The sequence below is a fragment of the Pseudovibrio denitrificans JCM 12308 genome (assembly GCF_001310815.1).
In the GTDB taxonomy this organism is placed as follows: Bacteria; Pseudomonadota; Alphaproteobacteria; order Rhizobiales; family Stappiaceae; genus Pseudovibrio; species Pseudovibrio denitrificans.
The window spans coordinates 1-15,648 of the sequence record NZ_BAZK01000044.1; the positions used below are offsets into that span (position 1 = coordinate 1).

Annotated in this window: 12 protein-coding genes; 3 read left to right on the top strand and 9 right to left on the bottom strand. The window is 53.5% G+C overall.

From position 1 onward, the window contains the following. Positions 1 to 160: 160 nt before the first annotated feature. The 4 genes from JCM12308_RS26895 to JCM12308_RS26910 form a co-directional block, all read right to left on the bottom strand. Complete coding sequence (locus JCM12308_RS26895; RefSeq protein ID WP_008551832.1) at positions 161 to 964, bottom strand: CDP-alcohol phosphatidyltransferase family protein; 804 nt, start codon at positions 962 to 964, stop codon at positions 161 to 163. 154 nt (positions 965 to 1,118) lie between these two features. Continuing rightward, the gene (locus JCM12308_RS26900) at positions 1,119 to 1,841 is read right to left on the bottom strand and encodes a phosphatidylserine decarboxylase (RefSeq protein WP_256377983.1); all 723 of its coding nucleotides are present in this window, start codon (positions 1,839 to 1,841) and stop codon (positions 1,119 to 1,121) included. A gap of 162 nt (positions 1,842 to 2,003) precedes the next feature. Further along, entirely contained in the window at positions 2,004 to 3,917 is a 1,914-nt protein-coding gene (locus tag JCM12308_RS26905) for an ABCB family ABC transporter ATP-binding protein/permease (RefSeq protein ID WP_054785702.1), read from the bottom strand. 286 nt (positions 3,918 to 4,203) lie between these two features. Then, a complete protein-coding gene (locus JCM12308_RS26910) occupies positions 4,204 to 5,670 on the bottom strand; it encodes an Ig-like domain-containing protein (protein WP_244272044.1) in 1,467 nt (488 codons plus the stop codon). 267 nt (positions 5,671 to 5,937) lie between these two features. Between JCM12308_RS26910 and JCM12308_RS26915 the strand changes: the two genes are divergently transcribed. Then, entirely contained in the window at positions 5,938 to 6,528 is a 591-nt protein-coding gene (locus tag JCM12308_RS26915; RefSeq protein WP_054785704.1) for an LOG family protein, read from the top strand. Between the two features lie 52 nt (positions 6,529 to 6,580). Here JCM12308_RS26915 and rarD read toward each other — a convergent pair whose 3' ends face one another. The 3 genes from rarD to cysS form a co-directional block, all read right to left on the bottom strand. Beyond that, on the bottom strand, positions 6,581 to 7,522 hold the full coding sequence (gene rarD, locus JCM12308_RS26920) for an EamA family transporter RarD (RefSeq protein WP_054785705.1): 942 nt from the start codon (positions 7,520 to 7,522) through the stop codon (positions 6,581 to 6,583). 178 nt (positions 7,523 to 7,700) lie between these two features. Continuing rightward, positions 7,701 to 9,305: a citramalate synthase gene (gene cimA, locus JCM12308_RS26925; protein WP_054785706.1), complete on the bottom strand. Its 1,605-nt coding sequence runs from the start codon at positions 9,303 to 9,305 to the stop codon at positions 7,701 to 7,703. A gap of 212 nt (positions 9,306 to 9,517) precedes the next feature. Continuing rightward, positions 9,518 to 10,969, bottom strand: a complete 1,452-nt coding sequence (gene cysS / locus JCM12308_RS26930; protein WP_054785707.1) for a cysteine--tRNA ligase — start codon at positions 10,967 to 10,969, stop codon at positions 9,518 to 9,520. Positions 10,970 to 11,247: 278 nt separating this feature from the next. Here cysS and JCM12308_RS26935 point away from each other — a divergent pair, with 278 nt between their 5' ends. Continuing rightward, on the top strand, positions 11,248 to 13,125 hold the full coding sequence (locus JCM12308_RS26935; protein ID WP_054785708.1) for a L,D-transpeptidase family protein: 1,878 nt from the start codon (positions 11,248 to 11,250) through the stop codon (positions 13,123 to 13,125). A 496-nt stretch (positions 13,126 to 13,621) separates the two neighbouring features. Next, positions 13,622 to 14,011, top strand: a complete 390-nt coding sequence (locus JCM12308_RS28435; RefSeq protein WP_164845380.1) for a hypothetical protein — start codon at positions 13,622 to 13,624, stop codon at positions 14,009 to 14,011. Positions 14,012 to 14,051: 40 nt separating this feature from the next. Here the strand turns inward: JCM12308_RS28435 and JCM12308_RS26945 are convergent, their stop codons facing one another. Together JCM12308_RS26945 and JCM12308_RS31135 are read right to left on the bottom strand one after the other, a co-directional pair. Continuing rightward, positions 14,052 to 15,137, bottom strand: a complete 1,086-nt coding sequence (locus tag JCM12308_RS26945; RefSeq protein ID WP_208608699.1) for a serine hydrolase domain-containing protein — start codon at positions 15,135 to 15,137, stop codon at positions 14,052 to 14,054. Positions 15,138 to 15,391: 254 nt separating this feature from the next. After that, positions 15,392 to 15,648, bottom strand: a 257-nt coding sequence (locus JCM12308_RS31135; RefSeq protein WP_208978969.1) for a hypothetical protein, incomplete at its 5' end; no start/stop codon positions are given.

Consider the following 15,648-nt stretch of genomic DNA (forward strand, 5'->3'; position numbering starts at 1 on the left):
GCTGGGAGCTGGGAGCTGGGAGCTGGGAGCTGGGAGCTGGGAGCTGGGAGCTGGGAGCTGGGAGCTGGGAGAATGTTTGCGGGCGATGTTGTCAGGTCAACAAAAAAAGGCCGCGGAGCGTTCCACGGCCTTTCATAAATCTCATTGCTTCAGCATGACTTTAAGTCTTGCTGTCCTCCTGATCCTGTTTTGGATCAGGCACGCCTGCTTTGGCGATGTCTTCGAGGCTGACTTTCAAAGAGGCTTTGTCCTCTGACACGCTTTCCTCTTCAATCTCGGTTGTCATCACATCACAGTCCGCGTGTGGCCCCTTCCCTGTTACACAGTGGATTTTGTAGGAGCGCCATGCGAACGGGATAGAGATGAGGTAGCCGAGACTGATCACAGTCAAACATTCAAACGGATAGCTCGCGGCCAGTGCGACGATACCAACAGCTACGACGAACAGCGGCAGAACCCATTCACGGCGGATGTGAGTGCCGATCTGCTTGCCGGAGAAGGTTGGCAGCTGGCTAACCATCAGGAGGCCGATGAACATGGTGTAGAGCGCAACTGGCAATGCCAGCTCGTTCCAATGCGGTACGCCCAGACGCTCAAGATAGATCGGCAGCAGAACTGTCAGTGCGCCTGCCGGGGCCGGAACACCGGTGAAGAACTTGTTAGCCCATTTCGGCTTATTCGGATCGTCCAGCGCCACGTTAAAGCGCGCCAGTCTCAATGCCATACAGATGGAGAACAGCAGCGAAGCAATCCAGCCGAGGGAGCTGGCGTCTTCCAGCATCCATGCGTACAGGATGATGCCCGGTGCTACACCGAAGTTCACAAAGTCAGCCAGCGAGTCCAGCTCGGCGCCAAACTTGGTGGTGCCTTTGAGCATGCGCGCAACGCGGCCATCCAGTGCATCCAGAATAGCAGCCAGGAAGATGGCAGCGATTGCCATATCCCACCTGTCTTCCATGGCCATGCGGATGGCTGTCAGGCCAGAACACAGCGCCAGCAGGGTGACGACATTTGGTAAAACAATACGAAGGGGAATGCGCTTGCGCGTACTCCCTTTTCCATTGGCGGGTTGACTCCCGGTTCGTAGGGAGGAAATGGATTTGACACGCTATACTACCTTAAGAAACGCGGGCAACGACGTCGCCTGCTTCTTCATCTTTCAGATTTGCCAGAATACTCTCGCCAGCAATCATGGTCTGGCCCAAGGCAACTTGTGGCTTTGTACCCTGTGGCAGGTAAACATCAAGACGGGATCCGAAGCGGATCAGACCGAAGCGATCACCTGCAGAAATGTTTTCGCCTTCTTTGACGAAGCACACAATACGGCGTGCTACGAGGCCGGCGATTTGCACAACGCCGATGCGGGCATTGTCGTTTTCAATGATCAGGCCGTTGCGCTCGTTGTGCTCACTTGCCTTGTCCAGCTCCGCATTCAGGAACTTTCCGGCTTTGTAAGCAACGCGCGTGACGCGGCCTGCCATTGGCGCACGATTTACGTGGCAGTTAAAGACATCCATGAAGATGCAGACACGCATCATCGGCTGATCACCCAGATCCAACTCACGCGGTGGAATGGCGGAGCCCATCAGGCACACGGTACCATCTGCGGGGGAAACAATCAGACCGTCTTTAACGGGTGTGACACGTTTTGGGTCACGGAAGAAGTAACAGACCCATCCGGTGAGGAAGAGGCCTATCCAGAAAAGAGGTGACCAGAACCACCCTAAAATGATGGTCAGGACAGCTGCAATGGCGATGAACGGGTAACCTTCTCTATGAATGGGAACCAGTGTCTTGGAAATGCTGTCTACCAACGACATCGTCGACCACCTTTGCTCAATTGAGGGGTTCAGCTATTGAACCCCTCAGACGTTAAGTTTCTGCTCATAGAGCAACTCAGAGAGTTCTGTGCAAGCAACTCTAGCTTATTTAAACAGAGATTCCCCTGATTGCGCGCAGAGCTTTCCCTTCAACCCACTATTTCTTGTCGTTTATGCCCTCAATTACGGCTTCTTCAGCACTTTTGCCTCTGGAAATGAAGCTTGATCATCCTCACGCATTTCTGCCAGACGAGCTTCCGCTTCGCTGACTTCGCGCTGACGGCTCCACATGGAGGCATAGAGACCATCGTTGGCCATAAGCTCAGCGTGGGTGCCCTGCTCTACGGCTTCACCGGCTTTGAGCACGAGGATCTGATCTGCATTCACCACGGTTGAGAGACGGTGGGCGATGACGAGCGTGGTGCGATCCTTGGAGACCACATCCAGAGCGGACTGGATTTCCTGCTCGGTGTGGGTATCCAAAGCGGACGTTGCTTCATCGAGGATGAGGATTGGCGGGCTCTTGAGGATGGTTCGCGCAATTGCCACACGCTGCTTTTCACCACCGGAGAGCTTCAGGCCACGTTCCCCTACTTCACTGTCATAGCCATGTGGCAATGCTTCGATGAAGTGGTCGATCTGGGCCAGCTTTGCTGCCTCCTTCACCTCTTCATCTGTTGCGTTCACGCGGCCATAACGGATGTTGTAGGCGATGTTGTCGTTAAACAGAACCGTATCCTGCGGCACCATGCCGATGTGATCGCGCAGGGACTTCTGAGTGACTTCACGCACGTCCTTGCCATCAATGGTGATGCGGCCTGAGGTGACGTCATAGAATCGGAACAGCAAGCGCGAGATGGTGGACTTACCAGCACCGGATGGGCCAACAATCGCAATGGTGCTGCCAGCCGGGACTTCGAAGTTCACGCCTTTGAGGATCGGGCGCTCTTCGTCGTAGTGGAAGTGCACGTCCTCAAACTTGATGGTGGCTTCCTTGACCTTCAGGTTCTCTGCCAGTGGCTCATCCTGAATTTCAGGCTCAACAGCCAGAACAGAGAACATGGCTTCCAGATCAGCAATACCCTGACGGATTTCGCGGTAGATGAAGCCGATGAAGTTGAGCGGAACAGACAGCTGCATGAGCAACGCGTTGATCATGACGAAGTCACCGATGGTCTGCTCGCCGCGTTGGATTGCCATTGCGGACATGACCATACAGGTTGTCATGCCGACGCCCAGGATCAGCGCCTGACCGAAGTTCAGCCAGGACAATGACGTCCATGTTTTGATCGCCGCGCGCTCATAGCCACGCATTGCCTTATCAAAACGGCCACGCTCCATCTCTTCGTTGCCGAAGTACTTCACAGTCTCAAAGTTCAGCAGGCTGTCGACGGACTTGCTGTTTGCATCGTTGTCCGCGTTGTTCATATCGCGGCGGATCTGAATACGCTTATCAGACGCCACAACGGTGTAGTAGACGTAGGCGAACACGGTGACGCCAACGACGACCACGTACCAGAAACCGAACTGGAACCAGATGACAACCGCCATCATGGCAAATTCAACGACTGTTGGAATACCGCTGAGGATGGTGAAACGAACGATGCCTTCAATGCCCTTCACCCCACGGTCGATCACACGGGTCAAACCACCGGTGCGGCGGGACAGGTGATAGCGCAGGGACAGCGCATGGAGGTGCTGGAAGGTCAGGTTTGCCAGTTCGCGAACGGCGTGCAAGCCAACGCTGGAGAAGATGGCGTCACGGATCTGGTTAAAACCGACAGCCATGGTCCTGGCGACATTGTACGCAATCACCAGCATGATTGGCGCAATGAGGATTGGCGGCAACCAGTTTGGCAGAACACTGTTGTCAGTCAGGGCATCGGTTGCCCATGCATAAAGGTAGGGTGCGAAAACGGTAATAATTTTTGCGACAATCAACGCCGCGAGGGCCAGAACGACACGCTTTTTCAGCTCCGGCCTTGCATCAGGCCACATGTAAACCCAGAGAGTTTTCAGTGAACGAAGCAAGCCTTTATCGTCTGCATCCAAAGCAGGGGCGGATTTTTCCTGCTGTTTTTTGCTTGTTGCAGTCATGCTAGTGCCTTGTTGCCCGGCACGCTTCTCAATACGCAGAAGCGGTTTGGCGAATTTGGAATGTCTTATCAGAAGAGCAATGGTCCTGAACGCGCCATTGTCATCAGATTGGAAAGGGTCTTATGCCCTCTTTGGGAACGCACCCTCATCCGAAATCACTTTTCGGGAGCGCGCAGTAGGTTTGCAAACCAGAGAAAGCGCTGGATTGTTCATCCAGCGCTTTCCGAAAGATTAATCTGGAAAGCTTTCTCTTCTTAAATAGGACGTTCGAAGAGAAGAATCCAGATCAGTTATTAATTGTTTTCCAATTCAGGTCAGCCACAGGCAACATGAACACCTGTCCCGGGAAGATCAGGTCCGGATTTTGAATCTGCTGGCTGTTTGCCTGATAGATGGTGGTGTAACGCGTTCCCTGACCATAAAGGCGGCGGGAAATGGTCCAGAGGTTATCACCGCGGCGAATGATAACATTTGGCAGCTCGCCAATACCGACAGATGCAGATGAGCCTTTAGAGCCGGAACCTTCTGCGACGAGGCGAACCGGGATCATAGCAACATCATTTTCACCTTTGGTGAAGACGACTTGCGCACGGGCTTCCACTTTGCCTTCGGTGTTTTCTACCTTGTCGGCGCGCACTTCTACGTTGCCAGCCGGAATGGTCTTTTCAGCTTCCACCAGCCAGCGGCCTTCTTTGCCCGCCTTTGCTTCGCCGACAAACTCTTCGCCAACGTAAACACGAACCTGCGCGCCCGGCTCACTTTCACCGGCCACAAAGACCTTGCCCTGCTCGGTCTCAACAGCCTTCACGGTCAGCTCAGGTTCTTCGTTTGCCTGTGCTACAGCAACAGGGGCTGGAGCTTCGGTTGGGGTTTCAGTCTGCGTTGCAACAGCCGCTGGTGCTTCTGGCTGAGGCTGCTCAGCTGGTGCTTCAGCAGCCTCAGTTGCTGTTGGTGCAGGTGTTTCAGCAGTTGGAGCTGGTGTCTCTGTCACAGCAACGGTGGTTTCAGCTGGTGCAGCTGCTGGCTTTTCAGCGGTTGCAGCAGGTGCAGGTGCTTCTTCTTTTGCGCCTGGCGTTTCAACTGCCGCAGTTTCAACCGGAGCATCCGTTTTTGGCTGCTCTGTCTGGACAGTTGTTACTGGTTCAGCCATAACTGGCGCTTCAGGAAGCTGAAGAATTTTGGATGGTGCGTTTGGCTCATTGAGGACAACGAGAACTTCACCGCTTTCATCCTCAGGTACAGAGACAGCAATGTGCTGCTCGGAGCCATTCTTTTCCTGAGTTTCCTGATTGGTCGCTTCCAGGCTGACATCGTGATCGCCCGGCTTCAGCGGTTTATCGAGGACAATCGCGAACTCGCCGCGGTTGTTAGCGATGCCTTTGCCGATCACATCGCCATTGGAGATGAGTGCTACAATGGAACCTGCTTCTGCGCGGCCTGCAACCACTGCATCACCTGATGGCTCAACACGCATCACATCGAAACTTGGGACATTGTCGCCGGCAACATCTGCTGTCTCCAGCTTGGTAGTCGCTTCAGGAGTTTTATCAGCCCCTTCCTTATCTACCTGTGCGCCCGACGAGTTGAGCTGTACTTTGCCATTTGCAGCTGCTTCCAGTTTTGCAACAGCCTTTTCAGCTTCTGCTACAACCGAAGTGTCTTCCTTGCTCAGGTAGTACGCCCCCGCACCGATTGCGCCCGCAGCAACAGCTACAGCAACTGTCAGCAACCAGTTCATCCCCGATTTCGACATGGTTCTCAATTGCTCCTCAAGCAGACCATAGTTCACTCGACATGGCATGCTTTGACATTATATCAGATTGCCCGGATATCAGTTTATCCGGCTGTCTCTTTTGCCGAGTTTAGAGCAAAAAGGACAGACTTTAATCGTGTTTGTTATACATGTTTAACCCGAGGGGCAAGGTGCACCATGTCAGGCAAGTTGCGCATGTTGGGTGAATTAACCTCATTTTACGAGCCTTGCTTGACGTTCCCCCTAGCCTAATGCGACAGAATACCTATGAAAACCTTGAAAAGCATCTGCGTATATTGCGGCTCCAACGCGGGGAGCCAGCCGCTGTTTGAACAAGCTGCGATTCAGCTTGGTGAATTGTTAGCCCGTGAAGGGATTCGACTCGTTTATGGCGGCGGATCCATTGGACTTATGGGAGCTGTTGCAAAAACCGTTCTTGAAAACGGTGGTGAAGTGACCGGCGTTATTCCAAAGTTCCTGAAGGAACGAGAAGTGATGCTGGAAGAAGCCCACGAACTGATCGTGACGCAGGACATGCATGAGCGCAAGCGCACCATGTTTGAAAAAGCGGATGCGTTCATCGCTCTTCCGGGCGGGATCGGCACACTTGAGGAACTTGTGGAGATGCTGACCTGGGCTCAGCTTGGCCGTCACGACAAGCCAATGCTGCTGCTCAATCTAGATCAGTTCTGGACGCCTCTGGTTGAGCTGCTCGACCATATGCGAAGCCTTGGCTTCATTCGTCCGGACAGCGACATCACCTATGAGATCACCTCAGACGTTTCGCAGAGCGTCGATATCCTTTGCAAGGCCATTGAGGGCTGCAAAGTTGAACATCCGGATGTCAAAGACATGTAATGAAAAAGGCCGCTGATTGAGCGGCCTTTCTTAATTCTGAATGTGATTGCTTCTACGCCATTTTCTCCATGCGGCGGCGCGCCATGACGCCATCAATGGAGAAGATTACCAGCGAGAACCAGATCATGCCGAAGGCAAACAGACCTTCCAGTGACAGTTCCTCTCCAAACAACCAGATTGCGCTGAGGAAATGGATGGAAGGTGCGATGTATTGCAGGAAACCAATGTAGACCATTGGCAAGCGCCGTGCAGCAAAGGCAAAGACCACCAGCGGCACGGCTGTGATCACCCCGGTAAAGAGCAGTAAGGACAAGAACCATGGATGCTCAGTTGGGATGGTCGGATAGATACCGCCGGATCCCACTGCGGTGAAGTACCAGAGGCCGCCCAGCGCAAATGGCATGACCAGCAGAACTTCCACCAACTGACCGGCAACAGCGCCCACAGGGGCTTTTTTGCGCACGAAGCCATAGAGCGCAAAGCTGAGGGCCAGCACGACGGACACCCAAGGTAGTTCCCCAACCTCATAGGTTTTGTAGAGCACGGCAAAGATGGTGATGGCCAAGGCCAGCATCTGCGCTTTGGTGAGGCGCTCGGAGAGCAGCACGACGCCCAAGCCCACACTGACGAGTGGGTTGATGAAGTAGCCGAGGCTGGCGTCCAGCACCCTACCCGTTTCAACAGACCAGATAAAGACCGTCCAATTGATGCTGATGACAGAAGCTGAGACTAGCAGATAGCGCAGGCGGGAGAAGTCGCAGAAGATGGCGAAGACCTCTTTGCGCAGCTTGCTCATGACCAGAAACGCACCCAGGAACAGCACGGAGCCAATCACGCGATAGCAGATCACGATGATCGCTGGCATGTCTGCTGTGAGCTTATAGTACATGGGTGCAAAGCCCCACATGAGATAAGCAGATATCGCTGCAATCAAGCCAGCTTTGAACGCTTCCGGCGTGCTCAGCTGGTCAGCAGCGGATGCTGACTGGCTCATTAAACCCTCATACTACGAAATAAATGGGCGCCAGAGAGCCTGACGCCGATGAAATAAAGGTAGGAATGGCCGCGCGACCGCGACCACAAATCTTTCAGTGCTTATTCCCAGGTATCATTATCTGAAAACCGGTTCCCACTTTTCAGCGATACGTTTTAAGATGCCTTATCAGCATCTATCAGGCTGTTTCCAGCTCATTCGCCTTGAAAATGCAATAGCGAACGGAATCTACCAGAGCCTGGAAGGAGGCGTCTACGATGTTTTCAGAGACGCCAACCGTGAACCAGCGCTTGCCGGTTTTCTTGTTCTGGCTTTCTATGAGAACGCGGGTGATCGCGCTGGTGCCGCCATTCAATATTCGTACTTTATAGTCGATCAATTCAAGGTCAGCTATCAGGCTTTGGTATTTGCCGAGATCTTTGCGCAGTGATAGATCAAGCGCGTTGACCGGGCCATTCCCTTCCGCCACGGACATGAAGGTCTCACCGTCCACTTCCACTTTCACCACTGCTTCGGAAACTGTCACGCGCTCGCCCAGCGCATTGTAACGGCGCTCTACTCCGGTGCGGAAGGACAGGACGTCGAAGTAATCCGGCACAGAATGCAAGCGTCTGCGGGCGAGGAGTTCGAAGGAGGCGTCTGCGGCTTCATAGGCGAAGCCCTGTGCTTCCAGTTCTTTCACTTCTGCCAGCAGGCGATCGACGCGCGGATCTGCTTTGTCCGCATCCACGCCGAGGCGTTTCAGCTCGTTGAGCAGGTTGGATTTTCCTGCCTGATCGGAGACAAGCACACGGCGCTGGTTGCCGACCATTTCTGGCGGGATATGCTCGTAGGTGTCCGGGTTCTTCAGGATAGCAGAGGCATGGATGCCTGCTTTGGTGGCGAAGGCATTTGCGCCGACGTAAGGAGCATGGACATTGGAGGATCGATTCAAGATCTCGTCAAAACTCCTTGATATTGCAGTCAATTCTGTCAGATCTTCAACCTTGATGCCAAGTTCCACCAGATCGCAATATGGCTTCTTCAGCAGCATATTCGGGATCAGGGTGATCATGTTGGCATTGCCGCAACGCTCACCAATGCCGTTGAGTGTGCCCTGTACCTGGCGAACGCCAGCGACAACAGCAGCCAGCGTGTTTGCGACAGCATGGCCGGTGTCATCATGGGCATGGATGCCCAGATTACTGCCCGGCACCACCTGCATCACGGCGTTGACGATCTCGGTGACTTCATGTGGAAGGGTGCCGCCGTTGGTGTCGCACAGGACCACCCAGCGCGCACCGGCTTCATAGGCAGTCTTCGCGCAGGCCAGAGCATAGTCCGGGTTCGCTTTGTAGCCATCAAAGAAGTGCTCGCAGTCGATCATGGCTTCCTTGCCAGCGTCGACGGAGGCTTTAACGGTGTCAGCGATGCTTTCCAGATTTTCTTCGTTGGTGCATTTCAGCGCGATATCGACGTGGTAGTCCCAACTCTTTGCCACATAGCAGGTGGCATCTGCTGCAGACTGCAGAACCATCTGCACACCGGGGTCATTGCTGATGGAACGCCCTGCCCGTTTGGTCATGCCAAAGGCGGTGAAGATCGCTTTTTGGGTTCTCTTTTCAGAGAAAAACTTTGTGTCTGTGGGGTTCGCGCCCGGGTAGCCGCCTTCAATATAGTCGACACCCAGTCTTTCCAATAAGTCAGTAATGGCAATTTTTTCGTCCACGGAGAAATCAATGCCGGAGGTCTGAGCCCCATCGCGCAATGTCGTGTCGAAAAGATACAGACGCTCTTTCGTCATAGTATGCCTACCCTGCTTATTGTCCTGAGCTTTGCCTCAGGCTCCCCTCATTTGACGGAGGCTTCCCTGTTGCCTCCGTAGGATCTCTCAAGGCACACACAACGCGCGCCTTGAGAAAACTTAGCAAGCCTAACGGGTTATCCCATTCAGAACCATGGAGCAGACTTCAAGTTTCCTTGTGGTATCTGCTTAGAATATGGCCTGTCTTTCCGTTAAGCGCAGGACCAGGTGGTTTCGATCTCACCTGTTTCCTTGTTTTTCATGTCTTTGAGTACAATGCCATCGGCTGCCAGTTCATCACGGATGCGGTCGCTTTCAGCAAAGTCTTTGGCCTTACGGGCTTCCAGACGTTTTGCGATCAGCTCTTCCACCTTTGCCTTCAGCTCAGGGGAGACATCTGCTTCAGCTTTTTCTTGCGTTTGTGCTTTGGAAAATGATTCAAGATCAAAGCCCAAGAACTTGATAGAATTAGCTAATTTCTGAGCAGCGTCTGCATCGCCACCGCGTGCGTCACGGGCGAGCTTATGAAGAGCGGCAAAGGCGCGTGGTGTGTTCAGGTCGTCCTTCAGGCCTTCCAGAACAGCTTCATCCGGTGCACCATTTCCCTGTGCTGTCACATCATGCTTCTTCAGTAGCTCTGCCCAGCGGGTGAGCTGCTTTTCGCCTTCTGCCAGACTTTTGAACGTGAAGTCGATTGGCTGGCGATACTGGGTCTGAAGCAGCGCGTAGCGGATGGCCTGACCGGACCATTTGCGTCCGCCGCCCTCTTCTGTATCCAGCAGCTGATGCACGGTGAAGAAGTTGCCCAGAGACTTGGACATCTTTTCGCCTTCCACCTGCAGGAAGCCGTTGTGCAGCCACACGTTTGCCATGGCATGGGTGTCGTGCGCACATCTGGACTGTGCAATCTCGTTTTCATGGTGTGGGAAGGTCAGGTCGACCCCGCCGCCATGAATATCAAAGACCTTGCCCAGGTGCTTTTCAGACATTGCGGAACATTCGATGTGCCAGCCCGGACGGCCCGGCGTTTTGATGCCGCATGGGCTTTCCCAACCCGGCTCTTCCGCTTTGGATGGCTTCCAGAGCACGAAGTCGGTCGGGTCTTTTTTGTAGGAGGCCACTTCCACACGGGCACCGGCGACCATCTCGTCCAGCGTACGGTTGGAGAGCTTTCCGTATTCCGGCATGCTTGGCACATGGAAGAGAACGTGTTCGTCCGCGACATAGGCATGGCCTTTGTCAACGAGCGTTTCGATCATCTCTTTCATCTCTTCGATGTGCTCAGTTGCACGCGGTTCGATGTCCGGAGCCTGAGCGCCCAGCGCTTCCATATCCGCATGGTACTGACCGGCTGTTTTTTCGGTCAGCTCGCGAATGGAAATGCCTTCCCGTGCTGCGCGCTCATTAATTTTGTCATCCACGTCTGTGATGTTTCGCACATATGTGACATGGTCTTTGCCATAAAGTTGGCGAAGCAGCCTTGCCAGAACGTCAAAAACGACGACGGGGCGCGCATTACCAATATGGGCGTAGTCATAAACGGTGGGACCACACACATACATGCGCACGTTAGACGCATCCATTGGCACAAAAGCTTCTTTTGTGCGTGTCAAAGTATTGGTGAGCAGAAGTCCCTTTTCGCCTTGGGCTGTGTCTGCGCTCATAGTGGTTCGTCTCCTGGCCAGCTGGCCGGGCGTTCATCTCACGCAGAAAATAGGCAGGATAGAACGGCCACAGCCAGCGTTGTCGCTAGCTGCAAATAATGATGGTGCAAGAAGAAGTGTGCATCGCCGTTTTCATATGTTGCTTTTCGCTGATTGTGGCTTACAGGTCAAGTCTTAGTCTCACCGGATCACCCACATTTCTAACTAAGTTAAATACAAAATTTCTACCCGAAGATGCAATTCTAAGGGAAAGCCAAGAAAAAACAGGGAAGTTACACGTGTCTCACAAGAGTATCTGTGCCACCATTCTCGCTGCAAGTCTGATTGGAATGATCTCGCCATCAAGTGCGACCAGTAATGCAACTTCCTCCGAGCGACTTATAGATCCGCTGAATTTCAACGAAGATCCGGCGGCTCTACCTGACCTGCCAGCACCGGAAGACCTGTCCCCGCCTGTGATTGAACCGCTGGTGATGCCGGAGAGCGAACTGCAGGCCCCTCCTCTGTCTGGCCCTGCCGGACAAGTGGCCAAGCCAACTGGCACCGAGCTTTCTGAGTTGGAGCAGACCATCCGGGATCTGATCTTTTCTGAAGCAGACATCCAGAAGGCTGGTTTCAGCCCCAAACAGATTGACGCCCTTGCAGAGGCCTATGCCTTACGCAAGTTCCGACCTGTGTGGTTTGAGGACCAGTCTTTAACGCCGTTGGCCAATCATCTGGTCACTGAGATTCGCAAGGCACCGGCCCATGGGCTTGATCCGCAAGCCTATGGTGTTCGTCAGCTCGCCTCCATTCTGGCCGTCATGGAAGCGTCCAACGCCACTGCAACTCTTCATGAGATTGCGGTTGTAGAGTTGCAGTTGACCCGCGCCTTTGCCACATATGGCGCTCACATTGCAGGCGGTGTTGTGCGGCCAACCAAGGTGCTGAAGAACGTGTTCATCTCACCTCAGGTGCCAAAGCTAAACGACATGCTCACCCAGATGGAAGAAACGCGTTCACTGGCGCAGTTCTTCGACGGGTTGGAGCCGGAAGCGCCTTCCTATGACATTTTGAAGGATCAGCTGGCCCGCTATAACGCGGCGCTCACTTCTGACTATCCCGTTTACATTGAAGATGGCCCAAGCATCCGGCCCGGTGATACGGGAGGCCGAGTGGCTCAGCTGGAGAAGCGGCTGCAGGCAGAAGGCTACGCGCCTTACTATTCCGGTTATACGGGTACAAGCGAAGTTGAAGTACCACCAACCTTCTATAATGATGACATGGTTGAGCTGGTCAAGGACTTCCAGAAGCGTCATGGCCTGACGGTCGATGGTGTTGTTGGCAAGAAGACACGGGCCGCGCTCAATGCTTCCCTGGAGGATCGCCGCAATCAGATTCTCGTCAATCTGGAGCGCATGCGCTGGGATGATCCTCTGCCATCAGGTCGCTATGTGAAGGTGAACGTAGCTGAGCAGATGGTGCGGGTGATGGAAGGCACGGATGTGCTTTATGAAACCCGCAGTGTGGTGGGCAAGCCGCGCAATGCGACACCGCTGTTTTCCGATACCTTTGAGTACGCCGAGATCAACCCGACCTGGGGTGTTCCGTGGTCCATTGCAACCAATGAATATTTGCCTAAGCTTCGCAAGAACGCTTCAGCCCTCTCCGGCACCGGCATCAACGTATACAAAAACGGCAAGCGGGTTGATCCGACTGCGATCAACTGGAGCAATGTGAGCAAGCGCAAGTTCGGGTATCAGCTACGCCAGAAGGCAGGCCGGAAAAATGCGCTGGGGGCGGTGAAGTACATGTTCCCGAACAAGCACAACATCTATCTGCACGACACGCCGTCCAAGCGCCTGTTCAACAAAGATCAACGTGCCTTCAGCCATGGCTGTATTCGTGTGCAGGATCCTTTCACCTTCGGCGAAGTGCTGCTTTCCGGTTCCGGCCACAGCCGTGCAAAGATGGAAAAGCTGCGTGCGCGTGGCAAGACAGTACGCCTGAAGCTGACGGAGACGGTGCCGGTACATCTGCGCTACTACACCGCCTTTGCCGGTGTTGATGGGGAGCTGCAGTTCCGAGAAGACATCTACAAGCAGGACAAAGCTATTTTGGAAGCGCTTTTGACCTCGCAAGATGCATTCAAAATGAAGATGGCCTCCACCTACTGACCTGATCGCACTGCGCAAATTGCCACGCCCCTTCTCAGGGTATGGTTAATAGTGCATATTTGAATTAACTGTGCTAATATATCCGACATAGAGCTGCGTTTCATAATTCAAACGGGGGTTGATTATGCTGAAGCAGGCTATGGGAGCTATGATTGTGGCTAGTGTGATCTCGAGCCCGATCATTTTCCTTGCGGTTTACCTGTTTATGAACTCTGCATGAGTTCCAGCCCATCTCTTCAGATGGTCCAGACAAAAGTGTGAGTTCCCGAAAATTTAAAGGCGGCGTTCTGCGCTGCCTTTTTCTTTGCCTGAATTTCACTCATCTAAACTGGTTAATTGGGTAAGCTGGCAGCTTTGTGTTTCTGGCGAGGTGATGTTGGGGTGACTGTGGTGCTTTTGTGAGATCAGCACTGGTTGTGTTTCAAGAGGAGTGACTTCTGCTGTTAAACCGGAGGGAGCAAAGTTGATATCCGGCGTCCAGTGGAGAGGTTCTAGTGTGTGGCTCTGGGTCCCGCATCGCGCTGCGCTTGTGCGGGATGACGGCGCGGAGGGAGCACCTCTTGCCGTCATGCCGGACGGAGCAAAGCGGAGATCCGGTATCCAGTGGAGTGGTTCTAGTATGTGGCTCTGGGTCCCGCATCGCGCTGCGCTTGTGCGGGATGACGGCGCGGGGGGAGCACCTCTTGCCGTCATGCTGGACGGAGCAATGCGGAGATCCGGTATCCAGTGCAGCACCTGTGGAGTTCGGATAATGAGATACTGGTTCCCGCATCGCGCTATGCTTATGCGGGATGACGGCGCGGGGTGGAGCTTCTCGCCTTCATACCGGACGGAGCAAAGCGGAGATCCGGTATCCAGTGCAACACCTGCAGAGATTGGTAGATGAGATCCTGGTTCCCACTTTTCAGCAATACGCTTTAGCTGCTTTACTCCCGTGCGGCCACGATCAGCGACATGAGCTGTTTAAACTCACGCTTCGTGGTGAAACGGTGCTCGATGCAATACTCAGTTTCACGGGCAGCACGTTTAAGACATGAGAAGATAAGCTGCTCGATCGCGGCTTCTCCGGTCATATTCTCACCGCTGATCAATGGGATGAACCGCTTCAGGAACTCAGTGGTGTCTGATTGATGGACCACAACCGTGTTCCATTCAGGGATCACCATGAGAGCCTGATTTCCCAGACCCCATGCCCAGAAAGTCCCCTCAGGCAGACCAGTCTCCGTTGCAGGTATCCACCACAGATAGCCGTGCCCCATTCGCAGTCCGCCATAGCCTGTTTCAGCAAAGTCCTCTGACATGAGACTTGTCCAGTTTTCGACAAGAACACGCTGACCGTCTACAACTCCGTGATTGAGATAGAGGGTCCCAACACGGGCAAGGTCACGCGCAGACATTTTGAACATTGCTGCCTTATGTTCAGACTTCTGAGGATCAGAGAGATACGACACTGCGGAACGATCAAAATCCTGCATTCCAATAGGTTTCGCTATCCGGTCCTCGAAAGCTACCGCAACCTCGGAGCCCGTTACATTTTCGAAGACAGTCGTCAGAGTGTTGTAATCCCAGTTGTTGTAAGCCCAAATGGTCCCAGGCTGGTTCTCTGCATGCCCTAACCGCTTGTCGATTTCCTCTCTCAGACTACCCGATGCAGCTGCCGGGTGGTTTATACCTGAAACGCTTTGCAGTAAGTGGCGGACGGTTGTCTTTCGTTGCAAATTCGTCAGCGAGATCGGAGCGTCATCAATACCAAGTTCCATAAGCGTTGCATCCAGGCGCAAATGATTTTCAGGCAAAGCGAGGTGCTGGCCAATAACAGCACTCAAAAGAGATTTTCTGATTGAATGGACATTGTAGAGTTTTGAAAGATCGCCAAATGTCCCAACCCTTTGGCCATCAGTGACGATCATAAAGGCATCGGTGCTCAAGCTGGCAGCATAGTTGAAAACCACATCCAACCCCTTGGGATCCCAACCCAAACTCTTGATCTCAGATGCGTCAAGTCGGGTCACGTCTATATCTCGAGAGGGTTGAGTTTGACGCGCTAATCCGCGTTCTCCAGTCTGGATAAGATAAGTCAGAAGGGATGCTGCTATCGTGACAAAGACCAGCGCACCCAAAAGATACCGGCGTTTCATGCGAAGTAGCCTCATAAAAATTCAGTTTTGAAAATGAAAAAATCCAGGAGGGCCCGAGAACTATAATCCTAAATATGAAGCACACTTATTCAAAATGAAAATTTATCAGTCACCGACACGACGCTCCATCACTCAAGGTTATGCTGGTTGCTGGGCTCAGGTTCCCGCATCGCGCTACGCTTGTACGGGATGAGGGTGTGGGGTGGTGCTTTTGCCGTCATGCCGGACGGAGCAAAGCGGAGATCCGGTATCCAGTGGAGAAGTTCTGGTGTGTGGCTCTGGCTCCCGCATCGCGCTGCGCTTGTGCGGGATGACGGTGTGGGGTGGTGCTTCTTGCCGTCATGCCGGGCGGAGCAAAGCGGAGATTCGGTATCCAGTAGAGAGG

Coding starts and splice junctions, on each gene's coding strand:
- cysS (WP_054785707.1), bottom strand. CDS start 10,969: ATGAGCGCAGACACAGCCCAAGGCGAAAAGGGACTTCTGCTCACCAAT.
- rarD (WP_054785705.1), bottom strand. CDS start 7,522: ATGAGCCAGTCAGCATCCGCTGCTGACCAGCTGAGCACGCCGGAAGCG.
- JCM12308_RS26905 (WP_054785702.1), bottom strand. CDS start 3,917: ATGACTGCAACAAGCAAAAAACAGCAGGAAAAATCCGCCCCTGCTTTG.
- cimA (WP_054785706.1), bottom strand. CDS start 9,305: ATGACGAAAGAGCGTCTGTATCTTTTCGACACGACATTGCGCGATGGG.
- JCM12308_RS26915 (WP_054785704.1), top strand. CDS start 5,938: ATGAAAACCTTGAAAAGCATCTGCGTATATTGCGGCTCCAACGCGGGG.
- JCM12308_RS26895 (WP_008551832.1), bottom strand. CDS start 964: ATGGCCATGGAAGACAGGTGGGATATGGCAATCGCTGCCATCTTCCTG.
- JCM12308_RS26910 (WP_244272044.1), bottom strand. CDS start 5,670: ATGTCGAAATCGGGGATGAACTGGTTGCTGACAGTTGCTGTAGCTGTT.